The sequence below is a fragment of the Veillonella sp. 6_1_27 genome, assembly GCF_000163735.1.
Classification (GTDB): domain Bacteria; phylum Bacillota; class Negativicutes; order Veillonellales; family Veillonellaceae; genus Veillonella; species Veillonella parvula_A.
In genome coordinates this window covers 586639-606774 of record NZ_GG770216.1, presented here as the reverse complement: position 1 = coordinate 606774, position 20136 = coordinate 586639, and the positions used below count along the sequence as shown (strand labels likewise).

22 protein-coding genes and 9 tRNA genes are annotated in these 20136 nt (G+C 40.4%); 2 read left to right on the top strand and 29 right to left on the bottom strand.

From position 1 onward, the window contains the following. Nucleotides 1–15: 15 nt before the first annotated feature. The 8 genes from HMPREF0874_RS06710 to rpsD form a co-directional block, all read right to left on the bottom strand. Nucleotides 16–459 (bottom strand): cupin domain-containing protein, encoded by a 444-nt coding sequence (locus HMPREF0874_RS06710; protein WP_008602552.1) that lies wholly within the window; start codon nucleotides 457–459, stop codon nucleotides 16–18. A 68-nt stretch (nucleotides 460–527) separates the two neighbouring features. Further along, entirely contained in the window at nucleotides 528–836 is a 309-nt protein-coding gene (locus HMPREF0874_RS06705; protein ID WP_008602550.1) for a heavy-metal-associated domain-containing protein, read from the bottom strand. A gap of 14 nt (nucleotides 837–850) precedes the next feature. Next, nucleotides 851–1093, bottom strand: a complete 243-nt coding sequence (locus HMPREF0874_RS06700) for a twin-arginine translocase TatA/TatE family subunit (RefSeq protein ID WP_008602548.1) — start codon at nucleotides 1091–1093, stop codon at nucleotides 851–853. A gap of 36 nt (nucleotides 1094–1129) precedes the next feature. Beyond that, on the bottom strand, nucleotides 1130–1885 hold the full coding sequence (gene pgl, locus HMPREF0874_RS06695) for a 6-phosphogluconolactonase (RefSeq protein ID WP_008602546.1): 756 nt from the start codon (nucleotides 1883–1885) through the stop codon (nucleotides 1130–1132). Between the two features lie 170 nt (nucleotides 1886–2055). Further along, nucleotides 2056–2847, bottom strand: coding sequence for an enoyl-CoA hydratase (locus tag HMPREF0874_RS06690; protein ID WP_008602545.1), 792 nt, complete (start codon nucleotides 2845–2847; stop codon nucleotides 2056–2058). A gap of 187 nt (nucleotides 2848–3034) precedes the next feature. After that, nucleotides 3035–3427, bottom strand: a complete 393-nt coding sequence (rpsI, locus tag HMPREF0874_RS06685; RefSeq protein WP_004695188.1) for a 30S ribosomal protein S9 — start codon at nucleotides 3425–3427, stop codon at nucleotides 3035–3037. Between the two features lie 20 nt (nucleotides 3428–3447). After that, nucleotides 3448–3888 carry a 50S ribosomal protein L13 gene (gene rplM / locus HMPREF0874_RS06680; protein WP_004695186.1) on the bottom strand — a complete coding sequence of 147 codons (441 nt, stop codon included), beginning with the start codon at nucleotides 3886–3888 and terminating at the stop codon, nucleotides 3448–3450. A gap of 214 nt (nucleotides 3889–4102) precedes the next feature. After that, the gene (rpsD, locus tag HMPREF0874_RS06675) at nucleotides 4103–4690 is read right to left on the bottom strand and encodes a 30S ribosomal protein S4 (RefSeq protein WP_008602541.1); all 588 of its coding nucleotides are present in this window, start codon (nucleotides 4688–4690) and stop codon (nucleotides 4103–4105) included. A gap of 297 nt (nucleotides 4691–4987) precedes the next feature. Here rpsD and HMPREF0874_RS06670 point away from each other — a divergent pair, with 297 nt between their 5' ends. Continuing rightward, nucleotides 4988–5887 carry a LysR family transcriptional regulator gene (locus HMPREF0874_RS06670; protein ID WP_004695178.1) on the top strand — a complete coding sequence of 300 codons (900 nt, stop codon included), beginning with the start codon at nucleotides 4988–4990 and terminating at the stop codon, nucleotides 5885–5887. Between the two features lie 222 nt (nucleotides 5888–6109). Further along, the gene (locus HMPREF0874_RS06665) at nucleotides 6110–6433 is read left to right on the top strand and encodes a YnfA family protein (protein ID WP_008602538.1); all 324 of its coding nucleotides are present in this window, start codon (nucleotides 6110–6112) and stop codon (nucleotides 6431–6433) included. 44 nt (nucleotides 6434–6477) lie between these two features. Here HMPREF0874_RS06665 and HMPREF0874_RS06660 read toward each other — a convergent pair. From HMPREF0874_RS06660 to HMPREF0874_RS06560, 21 genes are all read right to left on the bottom strand, one after another. Then, nucleotides 6478–6553 (bottom strand) — tRNA-Val (locus HMPREF0874_RS06660). 3 nt (nucleotides 6554–6556) lie between these two features. Beyond that, nucleotides 6557–6631 (bottom strand) — tRNA-Glu (locus HMPREF0874_RS06655). An 8-nt stretch (nucleotides 6632–6639) separates the two neighbouring features. Further along, nucleotides 6640–6715, bottom strand: a tRNA-Asn gene (locus HMPREF0874_RS06650). A gap of 7 nt (nucleotides 6716–6722) precedes the next feature. Beyond that, nucleotides 6723–6797 (bottom strand) — tRNA-Gly (locus tag HMPREF0874_RS06645). Nucleotides 6798–6800: 3 nt separating this feature from the next. Next, nucleotides 6801–6876: transfer RNA gene (locus HMPREF0874_RS06640), tRNA-Val, on the bottom strand. 5 nt (nucleotides 6877–6881) lie between these two features. Beyond that, nucleotides 6882–6956 (bottom strand) — tRNA-Glu (locus tag HMPREF0874_RS06635). 5 nt (nucleotides 6957–6961) lie between these two features. Continuing rightward, nucleotides 6962–7037: transfer RNA gene (locus HMPREF0874_RS06630), tRNA-Lys, on the bottom strand. Between the two features lie 3 nt (nucleotides 7038–7040). Further along, nucleotides 7041–7116: transfer RNA gene (locus HMPREF0874_RS06625), tRNA-Asn, on the bottom strand. 5 nt (nucleotides 7117–7121) lie between these two features. Beyond that, nucleotides 7122–7196, bottom strand: a tRNA-Gly gene (locus HMPREF0874_RS06620). Between the two features lie 198 nt (nucleotides 7197–7394). Then, the gene (locus HMPREF0874_RS06615; protein ID WP_008602537.1) at nucleotides 7395–8513 is read right to left on the bottom strand and encodes a nicotinate-nucleotide--dimethylbenzimidazole phosphoribosyltransferase; all 1119 of its coding nucleotides are present in this window, start codon (nucleotides 8511–8513) and stop codon (nucleotides 7395–7397) included. Beyond that, entirely contained in the window at nucleotides 8510–9547 is a 1038-nt protein-coding gene (locus HMPREF0874_RS06610; protein WP_008602535.1) for a nicotinate-nucleotide--dimethylbenzimidazole phosphoribosyltransferase, read from the bottom strand. The genes HMPREF0874_RS06615 and HMPREF0874_RS06610 overlap by 4 nt, the downstream gene beginning before the upstream one ends. A 123-nt stretch (nucleotides 9548–9670) precedes the next feature. Beyond that, the gene (locus tag HMPREF0874_RS06605; RefSeq protein WP_008602533.1) at nucleotides 9671–10558 is read right to left on the bottom strand and encodes a prephenate dehydrogenase/arogenate dehydrogenase family protein; all 888 of its coding nucleotides are present in this window, start codon (nucleotides 10556–10558) and stop codon (nucleotides 9671–9673) included. 107 nt (nucleotides 10559–10665) lie between these two features. After that, entirely contained in the window at nucleotides 10666–12012 is a 1347-nt protein-coding gene (locus HMPREF0874_RS06600) for an MATE family efflux transporter (RefSeq protein WP_008602531.1), read from the bottom strand. Nucleotides 12013–12217: 205 nt separating this feature from the next. Then, nucleotides 12218–13090, bottom strand: a complete 873-nt coding sequence (locus tag HMPREF0874_RS06595; protein ID WP_008602530.1) for a 2-oxoacid:ferredoxin oxidoreductase subunit beta — start codon at nucleotides 13088–13090, stop codon at nucleotides 12218–12220. A gap of 1 nt (nucleotide 13091) precedes the next feature. Beyond that, on the bottom strand, nucleotides 13092–14843 hold the full coding sequence (locus HMPREF0874_RS06590) for a 2-oxoacid:acceptor oxidoreductase subunit alpha (protein WP_004698101.1): 1752 nt from the start codon (nucleotides 14841–14843) through the stop codon (nucleotides 13092–13094). Between the two features lie 296 nt (nucleotides 14844–15139). Next, complete coding sequence (gene truA / locus HMPREF0874_RS06585; protein WP_008602528.1) at nucleotides 15140–15925, bottom strand: tRNA pseudouridine(38-40) synthase TruA; 786 nt, start codon at nucleotides 15923–15925, stop codon at nucleotides 15140–15142. After that, nucleotides 15922–16725 carry an energy-coupling factor transporter transmembrane protein EcfT gene (locus HMPREF0874_RS06580; protein ID WP_008602525.1) on the bottom strand — a complete coding sequence of 268 codons (804 nt, stop codon included), beginning with the start codon at nucleotides 16723–16725 and terminating at the stop codon, nucleotides 15922–15924. Before HMPREF0874_RS06580 ends, truA begins: the two co-directional genes overlap by 4 nt. Further along, nucleotides 16715–17575 (bottom strand): energy-coupling factor transporter ATPase, encoded by an 861-nt coding sequence (locus HMPREF0874_RS06575; RefSeq protein WP_039965264.1) that lies wholly within the window; start codon nucleotides 17573–17575, stop codon nucleotides 16715–16717. The genes HMPREF0874_RS06580 and HMPREF0874_RS06575 overlap by 11 nt, the downstream gene beginning before the upstream one ends. After that, nucleotides 17575–18483, bottom strand: a complete 909-nt coding sequence (locus HMPREF0874_RS06570) for an energy-coupling factor transporter ATPase (RefSeq protein ID WP_039965263.1) — start codon at nucleotides 18481–18483, stop codon at nucleotides 17575–17577. Before HMPREF0874_RS06570 ends, HMPREF0874_RS06575 begins: the two co-directional genes overlap by 1 nt. Nucleotides 18484–18766: 283 nt before the next feature. After that, a complete protein-coding gene (gene rplQ, locus HMPREF0874_RS06565; RefSeq protein WP_004695155.1) occupies nucleotides 18767–19102 on the bottom strand; it encodes a 50S ribosomal protein L17 in 336 nt (111 codons plus the stop codon). A gap of 12 nt (nucleotides 19103–19114) precedes the next feature. Continuing rightward, complete coding sequence (locus HMPREF0874_RS06560; RefSeq protein ID WP_008602523.1) at nucleotides 19115–20119, bottom strand: DNA-directed RNA polymerase subunit alpha; 1005 nt, start codon at nucleotides 20117–20119, stop codon at nucleotides 19115–19117. Nucleotides 20120–20136: the final 17 nt, after the last annotated feature.

Here is a 20136-nt window from a genome sequence, read left to right as displayed (position 1 = left end):
GAACCTCCATCAGGCTTAACAACTTTCCAAGAATTCTTTGATTTTAGGATTTGCTCGTAACATTTCCATCTCTTCAGGGGATAATAATTTTACCTTATCTCGATCTTGATTTACCAAGCAAAGAAAACCAATATAATCGCCCTTATTAGCACGGAACTGATGAATTGTTTTGCCTGGAATTTCGATAAAATCACCAGTTTCTACATCGTGGATTTCATCGCCCAATAAGACTTGCCCCTTGCCGCGAAATATCATAACCATATGCGTATGATCGTGATACTCCAAGGTAGAATATCCCCCTGGCAAACATTCAAAATAGCGGAATTGACACGGAATATCATAAGCACCATCGTATAATACTTGACGTGTTACATCTTTAAAAGGACTACCATCTTGTTTATATACCAAGGTTTCAATACCATCCCACTTAAAATTTTTAGCATCAAACTTACGTATCATCGTATTACCTCTTTAAACAAAAAAGGGCTGCATCGAAACAAGGTTTCAATACAGCTCCATCGGTTCGATTATTTGAAGAGACGTTTCAAAGTGCCTAGTAATCCATGACTATGTTTTTGTACACCGTCTGCAACGCCTGTCACTTCAAAGCCAGTTCGTTCAATGGCTTTTGTAATAACTTCTACAGATACTTTTGTTGGATCAAAAGAAACGGTAGCTGTCTTTTCTGGCAAATCTACTTCTGCACTTAATACGCCAGGCAAACCTAGAGATGCACCTTCAACTGTTTCTTTACAGTTGTTGCACATCATCCCCGGTACAGTAAATACCTTTGTTACAACGCCATTATCTTCGCCACAACCACAATCTTTGCACATAGTGTTACCTCCTATTAATCCTTAGCTTCTTTATGTTTATCGTCGTTCTTAGCCCCTGCTGTCACATCGATAGTAGTCGCTTTCTTAACGGCTTCTTTCGTTTCATCAACAGCCTTTTTAGGCCCCGAAATAGCATCTTTAAACTCATTGATGCCTTTACCAATAGCTTTACCGACTTCAGGCAATTTACCAGGTCCGAAGATAACTAGAGCAATCACTAATATAACTATTAATTCAGGTGTTCCTATAGACCCCATATGTATCTCCTTTATTTTTACTACTACTTATACTCTTTAGTGTACATCATCATAGGCTGCCTTGTCCACATACCAGGTCATAGCTTCTTGTGAAAGCACTGCTCCAGGCAATACACGACCAATGCGTTTTTCCCAAGGTAAATCCTCGTAATCTTCGCGTTGATACAATACCTTTGTCAAAGCAGTTCGCTTACTTTCACCAGTTACGGTAAACCAAACCGCATCAGATTTTGCTAGGAACGAAAAGGTCATAGAAATACGTTCCCATACCTTTCCATCCTCAACGGCTACCACGTCTTGATCTGTGACACGCAATGCATGAGAACCTGCAAATAGGCCGGCTGTATGACCATCTTCACCAAGATCGAGCAATGCCAAATCTAGTCCACTTTTTTTACAAGCCTTGAGAACATTCTTAACCTCTTTCTCGTATTCCGCTGCCGCTTCTATTACAGTTTTAGAATCTGTATTGATTGGCAAGAAATGAGCCGCCCCTTTCGCCTTACACAACAAGTAAGGTTTCACGCGATTGAAGTAATTATCCTCATGAGATTGCGGCAAGAATCGCTCATCAGTCCATACAAAGAATATGCGTTCCCAATTAAGGCGTTCAATATATTCTGGGGAATTAAGCAATTCTAATAAACCATTAATAACAGTCCCGCCTGTAATACCAACAACACACGTTTCAGTGCGATTGATTTCCTCGTTAGTGAAAGCAATAAAATCCTCTGCTAATGCTTTAACTACATCGCTAGGGCTGTCATAACATTTAATTGTATCTTGAGCCATGTAATAATGACCTCCTAAAACTATTTCAATAGTTCTATTATATACACTTTTTCTGTGTAATGAAAGCAAAACCGATGCAACTCAATAGTTGGAGCCACATCGGTTCTAATTATATTTGTATTTTCTTATGAATTACAGGAAATTCCATTCCATATATCCATAAATCAATATTATTGTTGACCAAATTTAGGACGGCGACGCTCTGTGAAAGCACGTACACCTTCTTTGAAGTCCTCGGAAAGGCCTAATTTACATTGGTTTTCTACTTCAAACTTCTTGTACTCTTCCCAACCTGCTAAGAAGCTATTCCACATCATTTCCTTCATAACGCGGTAAGATTGTGCAGGCCCTTTTGCCAACTTCTCAACAAGGCGTCTTGTAGCAGTCTCTAAATCTTCTAATTCACAAACCTTATACACAAAGCCAAGGTCCTTACCCTTTTCAGCAGATACGGCTTCACCGGTCATAACAATATGCATAGCACGGTTCATACCAATAGAGCGAGCCAATAAGAATAAACCACCAGCATCAGGAGCAAGACCTACATTTACGAAGGCTTGAATAAAGCGTACATTATTAGCCGCCACAACAAAATCTGCCGCTAAAGCCATATTGAAGGCAGCACCTGCCGCAGCCCCTTGAAGGCTCATGATAACAGGTTTTGGTAACTTCTTCATAGCCATAGAAATCTCAGCTACTAGCTCAACGATTTCAAATAAAGACTCAGTATCCCCTTCGTTTACAGCGCGCTCCATCTCTGTTAAATCGCCACCCGCAGAGAACACCTTCCCCTCTGCATTGATAAGCAACGCACGAACACTTTCATCATTATGAGCTTTATCTAAGACCTCAAGGATCTCCTTGCACATCTCGATATTAAAACCATTGGCTACGGTTGGACGATTAAAGGTCAACGTACCAATACCGTTGTCCACTACGTACTGAATTGTATTATAAATCATATGATTTCTCCTATATAAAAATCTATTTTCGAAAAAATTCGATTATTATATATCTATTATAGGAGAATTAAATATAGATGTAAATGAAAGAATGAAAATTAAGCTGACTTGAGTATTAAAAATTATCTAATAATGCAAAAACACCTGCAGACATTGTCTGCAGGTGTAATATCCTGTATTCCAAATATTAACGTTTGGAGAATTGGCTTGCTTTGCGGGCTTTTTTAAGACCGTATTTTTTACGTTCTTTCATACGTGGGTCACGAGTCAAGAAGCCAGCTTTTTTCAAAGATTGACGAAGTTCGCCATCTACGTCCAATAACGCACGGGAGATACCGTGACGAATTGCACCAGCTTGACCAGAAGGACCACCACCAGCTACAGTTGCGATAACATCGTATTGTTCAACTGTGTTAGTCAAGTTCAAAGGTTGTTTTACGATCAATTCCAAAGTTTGGCGACCGAAATAATCATTAAGTTCACGTTTGTTAACAGTGATTTTACCTGTGCCCGGTACCAGACGAACTCTAGCAACGGAAGATTTTCTACGACCAGTGCCGTAATATTGTGCTACTGCCATTATATATTCCTCCCTCTAGATTATCGTACGGAAATTTCTAACACTTCTGGTTTTTGAGCTGCATGTGGATGCTCAGGACCAGCGTATACATTTAATTTACGGTATTGTTGTGCACCCAATTTATTTTTTGGAAGCATACCACGAACTGCCATCTCAACAACACGTTCAGGTTGTTTTTCAAGCATCATGGACAATTTAGTGAAACGGGAACCACCTGGGTAACCAGAGTGACGGAAGTATTCCTTTTGTTCCAATTTTTTACCAGTTACGCGAATTTTTTCTGCGTTTACAACAATCACATGGTCACCAGTATCTACGTGTGGTGTGAAAGTTGGTTTATTTTTGCCCCGAAGAACTTTTGCAACTTCGGCAGCAAGGCGTCCTAAAGTTTTACCTTCAGCGTCAACAACATACCATTTCCGTTCGATTGTGTTCGGATTGGCCATATATGTAGTTTTCATGCTGCATATCCTCCTAATAACGTCATAATTCTACCAAAATCAGCTTGTCCTTTGCTTCCGGGGCTAATGGAAACACGACTAAAGCTTACTCAAAATAGTATACAGATTTTGGTTGTCTATGTCAATTGTTTTTTGCACTGTCATAGCCCTTTGACACTAATATTCATAAAGAAAAAACCACCCAATTCTGAGTGGTTTTCCCAAAAGCGCCAAATTATTTGGAGTACAATTCGACGATAAGTGTTTCGTTAACTTCGATAGGAAGTTCTTCACGTTGAGGAAGACGAGTGAAAGTAGCTTTGAAGCCGTCCAAGTCTTTTTCAATGTAAGGAAGTTCGAAAGAACGAAGTTCTTGGAAATTAGTTTTGAACATTTCGTTGTCACGAGATGCTTCGCGTAATTCGATTACATCGCCTGGTTTGCAGGAGAAGGAAGGAATGTCTACACGACGACCGTTTACCAAGATGTGGCCATGGTTTACCATTTGACGAGCTTGACGAATGGAGTTACCGAAGCCGATGCGATATACAAGGTTATCAAGGCGTTGTTCCAAAAGGATCAACATGTTTTGACCTGTAACACCTTGCATTTTTTTCGCTTTATCATAATAGCGTACGAACTGGCGTTCTAGCAAGTTGTAGTAAGCTTTAACTTTTTGTTTTTCTAATAATTGTGTGCCATACTCAGACATTTTCTTCTGACGTTGGTCTTTTTTGACGCGATTCAAGGCTTTTGCGTGACCGAATACGTTCACACCAAAGCGACGACAAAGTTTGAATCGAGCCTCTCTTCTCGTTGCCATGTGATTATCACCTCATAAGATTAAAATAAACTTGTACCTACACATAATGGTACCCAAGTATAATATCATTTTCATCTACTTATGTCAATTATCGATACTTGTGAAAGTTATTGAAATAAGTGCATAATCACATTTTTTGATTACACTTTTTTACGATAATACTACTCTCTATATCGATTGTGCATGTTTCATCATATTTTATAGATTTAGATGAAAAATCAATTATAGTATGCTACAATATGAATAAGTAAGGTAATAGGTATCATTGGATTCTTATAACTAAATTGGGGGAATAGCATGAAAGAGTTACCTACAATGCAAGAGCTACAAAGTTTTATTACCTATAATAAAACAGGAAGCTTTACATTAGCAGCACAATCTATGAATATTACACAATCAGCTTTCAGCGCTCAAATGAAAAAATTAGAGCGTTTAGTTGGTGTAAAATTAATCTCCCGTTCTACAAGAGGTAGCCGTTTAACACCAGAAGGTGAGTTATTTCTACCAGAAGCAGAACAAGTTCTCGACACATTGGAACGAGCGATCCAATCCATTCGTTTGGCCAGCAAGGTTGAACGACCAATTCTAAACATTGGCGTATTACGTAGTCTCGGGGATATCCGTCTAAATGGTTACGTATCCCACTTCTTCCAAAACCATCCTGAATTCTCTGTCAGTATTTACGACATGGAGGAAGAAGAATTGATGCTCGACTTGCGCGAAAATCGCATCGACATTGCATTACTCTATTTGCCAAACAATAAGGATATGTCTGCATACGAATCCACTGCACTTAGAGAAGATGAGTTTGTATACTATGCGCCAAACTTAGTGAACGGTATGGAAACGGCTAGTTTGAAAGCTATCCAGCAGCAACCATTGCTCATGTATCCTCCTAAATACTTTATGTACCGCACATTAAAAAACTATGTTGGAAACGGTCAGCAAAACCTACATATCCGCGGTAGTCGCCTGTCCAATCCATATACAATGATTGACTATTGTCAAAAGAATAAATCTGGCTGCATTGTAGCACGTCAAATTTTAAGTTCCTTAAATATCAATGATGGCTTTGTACCTTTAGAAAAACCATTCAAACTTCAAGTGTGTTTCGCATTTAAGAAGAACAATTCTAAAACAGAAACCATGCATACCTTCATGGATTATGTACAAAGCGAATCACCACCACGTTTATAAAAAATAACAAAACCCCGTATACTTTTTTAGGTGTACGGGGTTTTGTTATATTTACAACACGACTCAATTCCATCACTGCTAAAATCTATATTTAAGTAAATTTTCTCTTTCATTCTAAACAGTTAATAGTCTAAGGGTATAAAATAATTGCTCTCTTCTAACTCAGGTTGTAAAATAGAGAATAGATTTCAATTAATACTGCAAGAATACAGTGAGGTTACTATGCTCTTATCTATTCTCTTCTTTATATTGGCAGGACTTGCGGAAATCGGTGGTGGCTATCTCGTATGGCTTTATATGCGCGATGACAAAGGACCGATTTACCTGATCGCAGGTGCATTTATATTATTTTTATACGGTATTATCCCTACCTTTCAACCAGAAGCTAGTTTTGGTAAAGTTTACGCCGCCTATGGCGGTGTATTCATTGCCCTCTCTATTCTCTGGGGATGGCTTGTGGACGGCTTGCGACCAGACATGTATGATATCATCGGTGGTATCGTATGTCTTGTAGGTGTATATATCATCATGTACGCACCGCGATAATTTTACATACTAAAAAACGGCTATCCGAAGATAACCGTTTGCTTTGGTGGACGATGACAGGATCGAACTGCCGACATCCTGCTTGTAAGGCAGGCGCTCTCCCAGCTGAGCTAATCGTCCATGTGGTGACCCGTCCGGGAATCGAACCCGGGATACCGCCGTGAAAGGGCGGTGTCTTAACCGCTTGACCAACGGGCCAATAAAAATGGCTCCTCGAGTAGGACTCGAACCTACGACCGATCGGTTAACAGCCGATTGCTCTACCGACTGAGCTATCGAGGAATGTTTATGGAGCGGGAAACGAGATTCGAACTCGCGACCCCCGCCTTGGCAAGGCGGTGCTCTACCGCTGAGCTATTCCCGCAAATGGTGGACGATGACAGGATCGAACTGCCGACATCCTGCTTGTAAGGCAGGCGCTCTCCCAGCTGAGCTAATCGTCCATATGTGGTGACCCGTCCGGGAATCGAACCCGGGATACCGCCGTGAAAGGGCGGTGTCTTAACCGCTTGACCAACGGGCCAGAAATGGTGACTCACCCGCGACTCGAACGCGGGACACCCTGATTAAAAGTCAGGTGCTCTGCCAACTGAGCTAGTGAGTCAAGTGGCTCCTCGAGTAGGACTCGAACCTACGACCGATCGGTTAACAGCCGATTGCTCTACCGACTGAGCTATCGAGGAATGTATGGAGCGGGAAACGAGATTCGAACTCGCGACCCCCGCCTTGGCAAGGCGGTGCTCTACCGCTGAGCTATTCCCGCATACAGAACCGATAATTACTATAACATAATTATCAATCTGTCGTCAAGGATGAATTAAGTCCATCCTGACTGCCATATAATAATATCAATTTACACATATAGTGTCAATGGTTTTTCCGTAAAGTTCCTTGAAAATATAGCATACAAGAACATCTTTTACCCGAGAAAGGGGGATATACAATCCCCCTTTAAAATAGATTATTCTTTATCCTTTTGTCTACCTTTACCAGCCCCATCTTCAGCCACGCTAACTTCCGCTTCGATGAAGGTCTTCATGTCATTTAGCATATGCATGGATGCATCGATTATAGATAGTCCCATAGTTGAACCTAAGGCTTCATCGATTAGCAGATTATAGTGCAAATAAGGCTTTACCCCTAAGAAACGACATTGTTCCTTATGTATAGGTTCATCATGTATAGGCTCATCATAGACAGCTGATGGGAACACATAGTCCTTAACTAGGGGATCAATGGTAACCGCCGCCAAAATAGCTGCACCAGTTACTACATTATCAAAGACTACAGCCATGCGATGGCTAGCAGCCCCCAAGATGAAGGCCGTTAAAAACGCAATATCTAAACCACCTGCTACATGAAGCAAGTTCAATACCGCATCACGGCGCTCGCTTTCACTCAAAGCAGACCAATCATCAACACCGATATTAAATCGATCTACAAAAGAATGAATATGAGCAGCACGTTGCTCTACTGTAGGTCCATATTCATTATGAACGAGAATATCCTCATACGCACAACCTGTGATCGTCGCCGTCGTGACAAGAGAATCTAGAAAGGCCCTCTCCCCTACGTTACCAATCGCCACCACTTGTAATCCATCAGCATGTAATCTATCTGCATAGGTAAAGCCGAGCTCAAGAGCACGCTCTAATTCCTCACGAGAAATAGCAGGTTCTACGCCAAAGAAATGGGATCCTTTTCGAATCACCTGTTGCTCAATATTTGCTAAATCAGAAGTGTCTTGTTCTAGACCTACATTCACCACGTGTACAACAGCATTTAATTTAGCTGCAGCCCCTTGTGTAGCTGTTCTTCCCTCATTAAAGCGTTTTATGGCAGCATAACTTTCACTACCATGTTGATTATTTTGCGGTCCATCTACCAAGTGATCAGCTGCCACAACGAGCACACCTTGACGCAAATGATTCGGTTTAGGGTCTCCTAAAATTCCTGCAAAACGCTCCGCTATAGTTTCTAACGTAGCCAGGCTATAGATAGGCTTTGTCAAATTATCAATACGGAATCGACATATTTCCATTGCTTGTGTATCTAACGGCTCAACTTTGAAAGTTCTCATTTATTACCTCCTGTAATGGCCATATACATATGCACCGCAAGATCTAGCATCCCCATTTGTATGGACCCACCAGAAGCCTCACCTAAACAAAGGCCTAAATCTACATAGGCTTCAAGGCCTAAATTTTCTAAGGAAGATTTGGCCGCTTTTTCAGCAGATAAATGTGAAGCCATCACATAATCCATCGCTTTTGGAGCCAATGTTTTAGCCACCAATGCACAAGCCGATGTATTAAATCCATCGATAATAACTAACCCATGATTTGCTGCAGCGCCTAAGATAACACCCACAATACAAGCAAATTCAAAACCGCCTACAGAAGATAAAATACCAAGAGCATCATCCTTACTAATATCCTTATATTTTTCTAGCACATCATGAACGATCCGCTGTTTTAGTTTGAGTCGTTCATCGGAAATATTCGTTCCTCGTCCCGTCGCCTCTTCCGCTGTAAGTCCTGCAAACTTAGCGGTCATAAGGGCACTAGCTGTCGTATTCGATATGCCCATTTCGCCTACTAAAAATACATTGAAGCCTTCATCAATTTTTTCTTTTACTAGACGAATCCCTGTTTCGATGCCCTCCACGGCTTGTTCGCGCGTCATGGCGGGCTCTTCTACGAAGTTTTTCGTACCCATCCCAAGTTTATGAATACGAAGGCCTGGAACCCAACTCATATCCGCATCAATGCCCATGTCGATAACTTCCATTTGAGCTCCACAGTAATTCGCTAGAGAATTAGCGCCAGCCCCCTTAGGAATCAGGTAATTTTGTGTCATCCCAACGGTCGTTTCTTTTGGATACGCACTGACGCCCATATCAGCTACGCCATGATCTGCAGAAGCAATAATCATACATGGTTTTGGCACGGTTACCTGCTCTTGATTTGTAGCCGCCCCATATTGAGCCACAACATCTACAAGACTACCATATAGTTCCACCGGCGATTCTGCATTCCAACTATTAAATATATATTGTTCAATCTCTAGGCTGCGACCTGTAATAGCGCCACAAGTTTCTTGTAACAAACTCATAAAAGCTCCCTTAACATAATATATTTACATACTCATATCGATATATAGTATACACGATTCTTGATATATGTCATGTTTTTTCAGTTACATTTACTCTCTTATAGGATACAAAACTACGCCATTTTAATTATCCTTGATTTGACCAGTTAAATACGGTAACTTTCCTCGAATCTCGCGACTTCGTTCAAGATAGCTTTCTAATTCTTGTCCTTCGTCATCTTGTGAAAGTATCACTTTAACATGTTCAATTTCTGATTCAATTTGTGTAAGGCCTTCAATAACATTATGACGATTGCCATAGATAATTTCGCGCCACATCGATGGTAATCCACCAGCCACACGTGTACAGTCTCTAAAGCCCCCTGCGGACAATTTCATACGCAATTCGCCCAATTCATCGCCTCCCGAAACTTGTGTTAAAATAGAGGCCAATAAGTGAGGCATATGACTAACCATAGCCAGATATGCATCATGAGCATAAATATCGACAAACTCGATACGAGACCCTAAGGCACGACCCATGTCAGCTAATTCTTGAGCTACTTCTTCACTATATACATCAGATGCCTTATCTTCTAACACGATCCAGCCCATACCTTTGAATAGGTTTTTATGAGATACTTCATACCCACCCTTTTCGGATCCTGCCATAGGATGGACAGATACGAAAACGGTCCCCTTAGGAATCGATTCATAAACGGCTCGTACAAAGTTTTCCTTCGCACTAGATACATCGGTTACGACTTGCCCCGGTCTAAATAGATGAGCCGTTTCAGTAAAAAGCCGTGCGTTTGTATCAGGTGGCAAGGAGAACACAACGATATCTGAGTTCTTAATCAATGGCTCAACTTCAGTCCACGCAGCTTTTACCACACCATCTTGAATGGCCGCATCACAGACCTCTTGACGACGTGCATAGCCTACTACCTCATAATCTGTATATTCCTTTAAGGCCTTTGCCAAGGATCCACCTAATAGGCCTAAGCCAATAATGCCTACTGTCTTACTCATATAAACCTACTTTCAAGTAAAACTAGCAATATCTATTCTCCAATATAATGCTAGTTATATTACATTATTATTTAGCTAATTGTAAATCAAAATTAGGGAGAATGAAATTAAGCTTCGATAAGATGCTTGTTTCTCCATTTACCGCTATACCAACGATATATAAACAATAAACCTCGCAAGATTTCATCAGCGGCCATGGCAATCCATATACCAACAAGGCCCCAACCCCAGTAAATACCAAATAGATACGATAATGGCACGGCGCATAACCACATGCCAAAGATTCCCACTAGCATAGGTGTACGAATATCACCGGCAGCCTGCAAACAACCAACCATAACGATATTTACTGCACGTCCTAACTCAAGAAAGATCTCAACCAGTAATACATTATGTGCTAACTCTAGGATTTCCGGATCCGAAGTAAACACAGAGACAACAAAATCACTAGTCACATAGAAGAATGTAGCAAGACCTACGTTAATAGCAATCGCTAAATACATGGACTTCCATACACGACTAGTAACCTCCTCTTGGCGTTTAGCGCCCATTAGGAAACCTACGATAACTTGTGAAGCATTGGATAGTGCTATGGTGTATACATAACAAAGCATGGCGATAACAGATACATAAACTTTAGTATTAATAACTGCTAAGCCTAAAATATTGACCATTTTCATAATCGTAGTTTGAGATAATTGATAGCTCAATGTTTCTCCACCAGAAGGAACACTGATATGCAATAAAGATTTAACCGTATGCCACGGAAATGGTTTTAAGAATGTAAAGCTCACCTCTAAGGTTAATAATTTCTTAAAAGTATATCCAATAATCACGAGCCCTACCACTTTAGATAGCCATGTTGAAATAGAAACGCCTAATACCCCAAGACTTGGTATTGGACCATGTCCAAAGATTAATACATAGTTTGTTAGAATATGAATGATATTCATCACAAGAGCAATGTACATGGTAACGCGTGTTAATGAGTGACCTCTAAATACGGCTACTAACGCATAATACATCGCTTGTATCGGTAGCCCTGCAGCAACGATAGTAGTATATATCGACGTATCACTCATCGTTTCTGGTGGTATACCTAGCCATGTAAAGATCCATTCATGGCAAGTAATAAAGAATACTGCCGCTATAGATGAAAAGAGAAAATTCATCACTAAGCTGACCGTACATACCTCTGATAGCTTGGACTGGTTTCTCGCTCCTAAATATTGGGCAATCAAAATCGTCGTAGCTGTACTCATGACGATGATGAGCATAATAAAGATATTTAAAATCTGATTGGCATTAGCTACCGCTGCTACCGCTTGAGGCGAGTAGTGACTCATCATCAATTGGTCTATATTACCTACTAGCATCTGTAGGAACACTTCAATAAATATAGGCCAACTCAAAGTCCAGATAGATAGACTAATCCCCTTTTCGTATGCTTTCATAAAAACCTCTGCAATGAATACGATACGATTGCAATGAATATCATACAATGTCCTTATTATATCACGTTATATAACCACATGGGACAAATCGCAGAAAGCAATATACTAAATAGTTTTTCATAAAATAGTACATACAAAAAACGTGCCACCCAAAGGTGACACGTTTCTTTAATCAGCATCCTACCTAATGGGTACGATACTAATATTATTTAAATTGATTGCAAAGACTATCAAATAATGCTTGGTCAGGTTTTACAACATCTTCAGTCAATGGACGAGGATGTGGTCCGCCATTTGCTGCAGCCATTGCTTTTTCAAAGGAAGGTTTAGATGTATTTTGATAGATAAGGCCTGTAACCAAACCATCAGTATCACCCAAAGTTTTAAGCGCTGTTGCACGATCTGTTGGGTCATAACCTTCAGGCAATGCTACTAAATGTTCTTTGAACCAATCATAGCTATTGCGTTTGTTGTATGTAACACATGGGCTAAATACATTGATGAAGGAGAAGCCCTCATGATCCATAGCTTGTTGAATCAAATCAACGAGCTCTTTACGATTCACCATATAGCTTTGCGCTACAAATGTAGCACCTGCTGCAATCGCAGTTTCACAAACGGACAATGGAGACTCAAACGCACCATGAGGAGTTGTTTTTGTAACAAAACCGATGTCAGAACGAGGGGATGCTTGACCTTTAGTCAAACCATATACATGGTTATCCATTACTACGTATGTCATGTTTACATTACGTTTAAAAGCATGAATGGTGTGACCCATACCGATAGCAAAGGCATCACCGTCACCAGAAAATGCAATAACTTCTAGGTCTTGGTTAGCAAGCTTAACGCCTTGCGCATAAGGAAGCGCACGGCCATGAGTTGTATGCGCACCATAAGCGTAAAAATAGCCACCGATACGGCTAGAACAACCGATACCGGAAATTACGGCTAATTTTTCTGGTGGAATATTTTTCGCTACTACAGCGTCAGTAATCGCCGCTTGAACCCCATAATGGCCACAGCCTGGACACCAGTTAGGACGAATATCATTTCTGTAATCTTTAGCTGTTGTCATATTATAGGACCTCCTTAATCGCATTTTTCACATAACTTTTTGTGAATGGATTACCATCGTATTTCAAGCAGCTAGAAATCTTATGTTTCTTATGCATGTTGATTTTAAATAAGTTAGCCAATTGACCAGTTTTATTGTGTTCTACAATAACTACTTTTTTCGCAGCATCAAAGAACGGTTGTAATTGCTTTGCTGGGAATGGTTTAATTAAGCGCAATTGTAAGTGATTAACTTTAACGCCTTCTTGATCAAATTCAGCAACGGCTTCTTCAATAGCACCACGGCTAGAAGCCATACCTACAACGAGTACATCTGCTTCGTCGTATTTAGCATTATTCAAGAATGGTTCATAGTTATCAGCTACAGTTTCCAATTTGCGGAAACGTTTATCAGTTTGCGCTACGTGCATTGTAGGCGCTTCTGCTGGTTTACCTTCTTCATTATGCTCTAAACCTGTGGAAAGGAATAGACCATTTTTCATGCCTGGAATTGTACGCGGAGAAATGCCATCTTCAGTCAATTCAAAGCGTTTGAAGTAGTTAGGTTGTACCAATTCAGGAAGTTCAGCTTCTTTCATCATTTTACCGCGATTAATAGGTACGCGGTTCAAATCGAAGGAAGGAACGGATTGTTTATTCAAACCTTGTTGTAAGTCAGGCATAAAGATAACTGGACATTGGTACATTTCTGCCAAGTTGAAAGCTTTTTGAATCTCATAGAAGCATTCTTCGATAGATGTTGGAGAAATTACGATACCAGAATAGTCACCATGTGCATTGTAACAAGCCGCATCAATATCAGATTGTTCAACTTTTGTAGCCATACCAGTGGATGGGCCAGAACGTTGAACGTCGATAACAACCATTGGCAATTCAGCCATAGAAGCCATGGACAAGGATTCTGCCATCAAGGAAAGACCTGGGCCAGAAGTACATGTGAAGCCACGAACACCTGCGTATACGCCACCCATAGCTGTCATACATGCTGCGATTTCGTCTTCTGTTTGAACAACAGTTGAGCCCAACTTATCCATAGTTTTAATCATGTATTCCATAACTTCGGATGCTGGCGTAATAGGATAAGACGCCATAAAACGGGAGCCTGCTGCAATAGCACCAAGAGCACATGCTTCGTTACCTAATAAGAACATTTGATCTTTCTTACCAGGCGCTGGCAATGTATCGATTTCAACATCGCCTAATTTTTCCATTACAAGGCTATGACCATCATCGAAAGCAGCCAAGTTTTTATCAATAATCTCTTGGGATTTCTTTGCAAATTTCTCAGTAATAGCATCTTTAAACATCTTAGTATCAAAGCCAAGAAGCGCTACGGACATCCCAAGTGCTACGATATTACGCATCAACAAGGAGCCTTGTTTCATTGCTGTTTCAGAGATAGGCAAAGATAAGCAATTAATCTTTGTACCTTCAAATTTAGAAAAGTCTGGATTAACTTTGCTATCACAGATGATATATCCACCATCACGTACTTCGGAACCGTGCATATCAACGGTTTCTTGATCAAGGGAAAGCAAGAAGTCTACCCCTTCACCAATGGACATAATTTGTTCCAATGCTACGCGCAATGCGAATGTAGTATGACCACCTTTGATGCGAGATGCAAATAAACGTTGGCTATACAAAGAGTAGCCTTCTTTAGCAAGGATTGTGGCCATAATTTCGCCGCAACTCTCGATACCTTCACCTTGTTGGCCGCCCATTTTCCAGATAAAATCTTTACGTTTTTGCAAGAGATTCACCCTCCTTAGGATAAAAATTACACTGCTGACAAGAGTCTACCTTACTATGTTAATGTTTTATAGTACGAACCTGTCTTATATCGCCATTGTATCATGTATATTTTAGGTTTACAATGTATCATTTCACATAATAATAGGTATAAATTAAGGTATTATAACTAAAAATTATAAGAAAAAAAGGATACTACTTTTGAAGTAGTATCCTTTTAGTATTTATGCTCAACGTTTTATACTTTCACATCAAAAAAAGAGTCTATATAAAATTATATAGAATATTTATTCTCGAATCATCTAAAATATTTATTCCGTAATACCTCTTGTTGTCGCTCTTCAGTGAAGAATATTTCTTCTAAACATAAGCCTTGAGCAGGTGCAGTTTTCCCTATAGCACGCCGGTCTTTAGCGGCTAAATATCCTTTAATATCCTCAACCTTACGACGACCGAGACCTATATCTACAAGTAAGCCTGCAATATTGCGAACCATATGATATAAAAAACCATCACCAATCACAGAAATCGTCACCTGTGAACCTCGGGCCTCAACACGAATTCCCATAATTGTCTTTACAGGATCCGCCGAAGTTGAGTTGGTTCCCTTTAGGGTTGTAAAGTCATGTGTACCTACTAGTTCATTACCTGCAGCCTGCATACGAGCAATATTTAAGGGCTTTTTCACATGCCAATGATATCGTTGCGTCAAAGGATCTGCAATGAGCTGATTATGAATCGTATATATATATTCTTTACCGTATATATTCCACCGTGGCTTCCAATCTAGCGGAATTTCTACCGCTTCTAGAACGACTATATCCTTAGGAATATGAGCTATCATGGCGCGAGGAATATTTTCTACTGGTATAGTCCCCGACGTTTGAAATGTACAAACTTGAAATTTAGCATGCACACCCGCATCCGTACGAGAGGCACCATAAATTTGGATCGGTTCATTACAAATACGTGATAAACCATATTCCAAACATCCTTGTACCGTTAACCCCTTATCATTAGGTTGCTTTTGATAACCTGCTAAATCTGTACCATCATAAGCCACTATGATCTGTATGTTTCTCATAGATCTAACCACCACAATGCGACAAGTACAATAGTTACCAAAACAACAGCGCCAACACCAATATAATCGACATAAGTAACTTGTAATTCCTTCATACGCGTACGGTTGACACCACCTCTATAGCAACGCGCTTCCATAGCGATAGCTAATTCATCGGCCCGTCGAAACGCACTGATAAATAATGGCACTAAAAGTGGCACCATGTTTTTCGCTCGTTGAATAATAGAGCCTGTCACAAAGTCTGCACCACGAGCAGATTGTGCTTTCATAATACGATCTGTCTCATCCAATAAGGTAGGGATGAAACGCAACGCAATAGTCATCATCATGGCTAGTTCATGAGCAGGAACACCAATGCGACGGAATGGATTGAGCAAGTGCTCGATGCCATCAGTTAAGCGAATCGGTGATGTGGTATAGGTCAACAAAGAAGAGAACAAGATTAAGAAGATTAATCGTGCCGCCATTTGAAGACCCATTGCCACCCCATGATCCGTAATATTAATAATTCCCCATTGGAAAATTGGATTACCAGGCGTCGTAAAAATATGAATACCCATGGTAAATACGATGATAATCCAAAGCGGTTTAATAGCAGACCACATCAGGCGTAATGGCAAACGCGATAATAGCATTGCAAAGATGGTGAAACCACCTACTATGCCATAGGCTAGTGGAGAATTTGCCAAGAAGATAGCCACTACGAAGATGGTAGTAGCAATAATCTTTGCTCGCGGGTCCATGCGATGCAAGAAGGAATTCCCTGGGAAGTATTGACCAATAGTAATGTTATTTAACATGGCTACCTCCCTCTAGAATTGCTTGTACCGCATCATCTACAGACAGTACGCGATTAGATACATCAAAGCCTTGTTCACACAAATATTCCATGGTAACAGATACTGGTGGAACATCTACACCCACAGCTTGTAACTCATCACGATGATTATTAAAGATGTCCATCGGCTCACCATCGAGAACGACACGCCCTTTATCGAGTACTACGAGACGGGAAGCCATGCGAGAAATATCTTCCATATTGTGAGATACAAGAATTACAGTTATTCCCTTTTCTTTATGAAGTCGAATGATTTCTTCAAAAATTTCTTCCCGTCCAAATGGATCAAGACCAGCAGATGGTTCATCAAGCACAAGGAAATCTGGGTTCATAGCCACTACACCAGCAATAGCAACGCGGCGCATTTGACCACCAGATAAATGAAATGGAGAACGTTCTGCATATGTATCGTAATCGAGTCCTACGAACTTCATCGCATCTCGCACACGCTCGTCTACGTCATCAGCACTAAGCCCTAAATTTTTAGGACCAAAGGCGATATCCTGAGCAATGGTTTCTTCAAACAATTGATGCTCTGGGTATTGGAATACCATACCAACCTTATGGCGCATTTTTTTAGCTTCCTCTGTGGAAGCGCTAATATCTACACCATTGACCGTAACGGTACCAGTTGTAGGATGTAATAGACCATTTAGATGCTGTACAAAGGTAGATTTACCGGAACCAGTATGACCGATAACACCTAAAAACTCCCCATTTTCAATGGTAAGAGATACGCCACGAAGTGCAGTCTTTTCAAAAGGAGTACCCATGCCGTAAGTATATGTAATATTATCTAATACGATCGCCATTAGTGGGTTTCCTCCCCTCTTGAAGCATCTGTTGAGTGTATAGCGGATAATTGCTTGCCTAACTTTGAGCCTTTAAGGCCCTCTGCTAACTCTTCATTATTAATGATGCTCTTACCAACTTCATACCCTTTAGCATTCAGTTTAAAAGCAATTTCTGATGCCACCGGTACATCGAGGCCCAGACCTTTTAAGGTATCTACATGGCTAAAGATTTCACGAGGCGTACCATCATGTAATTTCACACCATTTTTCATAACCACAACGCGGTCTGCCGTAACAGCTTCCTCCATGAAGTGTGTAATATATACAATGGTAATACCTTCTTCTTTATTGAGCTTATGAACTGTTTCAAGAACCTCACGACGACCTTTGGGGTCGAGCATAGCTGTTGGTTCATCAAGAACAATGCAATCAGGCTTCATCGCTAATACACCTGCGATAGCAATACGTTGTTTTTGTCCACCCGATAATAAATGGGGCCCATGTTCTCTATATTCAGTCATATTAACAGCGGCTAACGCTGCATCGACACGTTGTCTAATTTCTGCACTAGGAATACCTAAGTTTTCTGGACCAAAGGCAACGTCCTCTTCTACGACGGCCGCTACGATTTGGTTATCAGGATTTTGAAATACCATCCCCACATGTTGGCGAATCTCCCAAATATGCGCTTCATCTCGCGTATCAAAACCACACACGTTGATATATCCTTCGCTAGGTTGTAATAGCACATTAAAATGCTTGGCAAGCGTACTTTTACCACTGCCATTAGTACCAATGATACAAACAAATTCGCCGTGCTTAATGGTTAGACTCACATCGTCTAAGGCACGTACATCATTGCCGTTTTCATCAGTATAAATATGACTCATATGATTGACCTCAATCATAATGTCTTGTTCATTCATGGATAACCTCATATCTTTCTAGTCAATTTCGTTTCTATGAAAGTAGAACCATTTGCATCATCTATCATACTCATACTGTGCATGATTCCCTTATTTCAATTTATCCTATTGATAGAACTGGAATTTAATAATGTCTTAGATATTATGCAAAAAGTTGACAATACATATTCATTATTTACGATAACTGCTAACATATTACGATATTATACTAGTCGATTGTACCATAAAATTGACAATAAAAAAACGGTGCTGCAACGTAAGTTACAACACCGTATGAGTTTGATTAAACTAACTCGATAATAGCCAAAGGTGCAGCGTCACCTTTGCGGAGACCAGTTTTGATTACACGAGTGTAACCACCTTGGCGGTCTGCATATTTTGGAGCAATTGTATCAAACAATTTTTTTACTACACTTTCATCCATGAGGTATGCAAGAACTTGGCGACGTGCATGAAGATCACCACGTTTAGCCAAAGTTACCATTTGATCAGCTAAAGAACGAAGTTCTTTCGCTTTAGCTTCAGTCGTTTCAATACGCTCATATTGGAAGAAAGATGTTAACATGCTACGGAACAACGCTTTACGAGCGGAGCTGTCGCGGCCTAATTTTCTGTACATTCGTCTTCCTCCTTATTCGCCTTTTTGTTTAAGTTGAAAACCACCTGGGTGATTATTGAGTTTTTCCTCAATTTCATCGATAGATTTTTTACCTAAGTTGCGAACTTTTCCTAAGTCATCAATGGTTTTGTCTAGCAGGTCTGCAATTGTATTAATGCCAGCACGTTTCAAGCAGTTATACGCACGAACAGAGAGTTCCAACTCGTCGATGGAAATCTTTGCTGGGCCGTCATCTACAGCTGGTTCTTCATTATCGGAACCTACTGGATCTATAACGATACCGCCTTCACCAGTGTTTACATCTACAACATCTGCAGAATGCGCTAATTTAGTGAAGTTCCCTAAATAACCAATCATAATGGCAGCAGATTTTGCCACTGCATCAGCAGCAGTAATGGAGCCATCAGTCCAAACTTCTAATGTAAGCTTGTCGAAGTCCATTTCATTGCCTACACGAACATCACTCACTTCGTATTTAGCACGAAGAATTGGAGAGAAGATGGAATCGATTGGAATACAACCAATAACATCAGTATCTTTTTTATTCTTCGTTGAAGGAACATAGCCTTTACCTCGTTCGATTACTACGTCCATTACGAGATGAGCTGTCTCATCCATTGTCGCAATCACGAGTTCAGGATTCAATACTTCTACCTCTGGCGGGAATTGTTCAGCTAAATCAGTAGCTGTCAATATTCCATCCTTTTGGAAGTCGAAATGAACTTCCAAAGGTAATTGTGCTTCTTCTTCAACTTTGATGCACAATTGCTTTAAGTTAAGGATGATATCCGTAACATCTTCGCGAATACCAGGAATAGTAGAGAATTCATGAAGAACTCCATCAATTTTGATAGAGGTGATAGCTGCCCCATCCAAGGATGAAAGCAAAATTCTGCGTAAGCTATTACCGAGAGTGATCCCATAACCACGATCTAATGGTTCACATACGAACTTACCATAACGACCGCCATCGGCGATGTCCACTTTCTCGATTTTAAGTTTCTTTTCTTCGCTCATCAGGAACATCCTCCTAT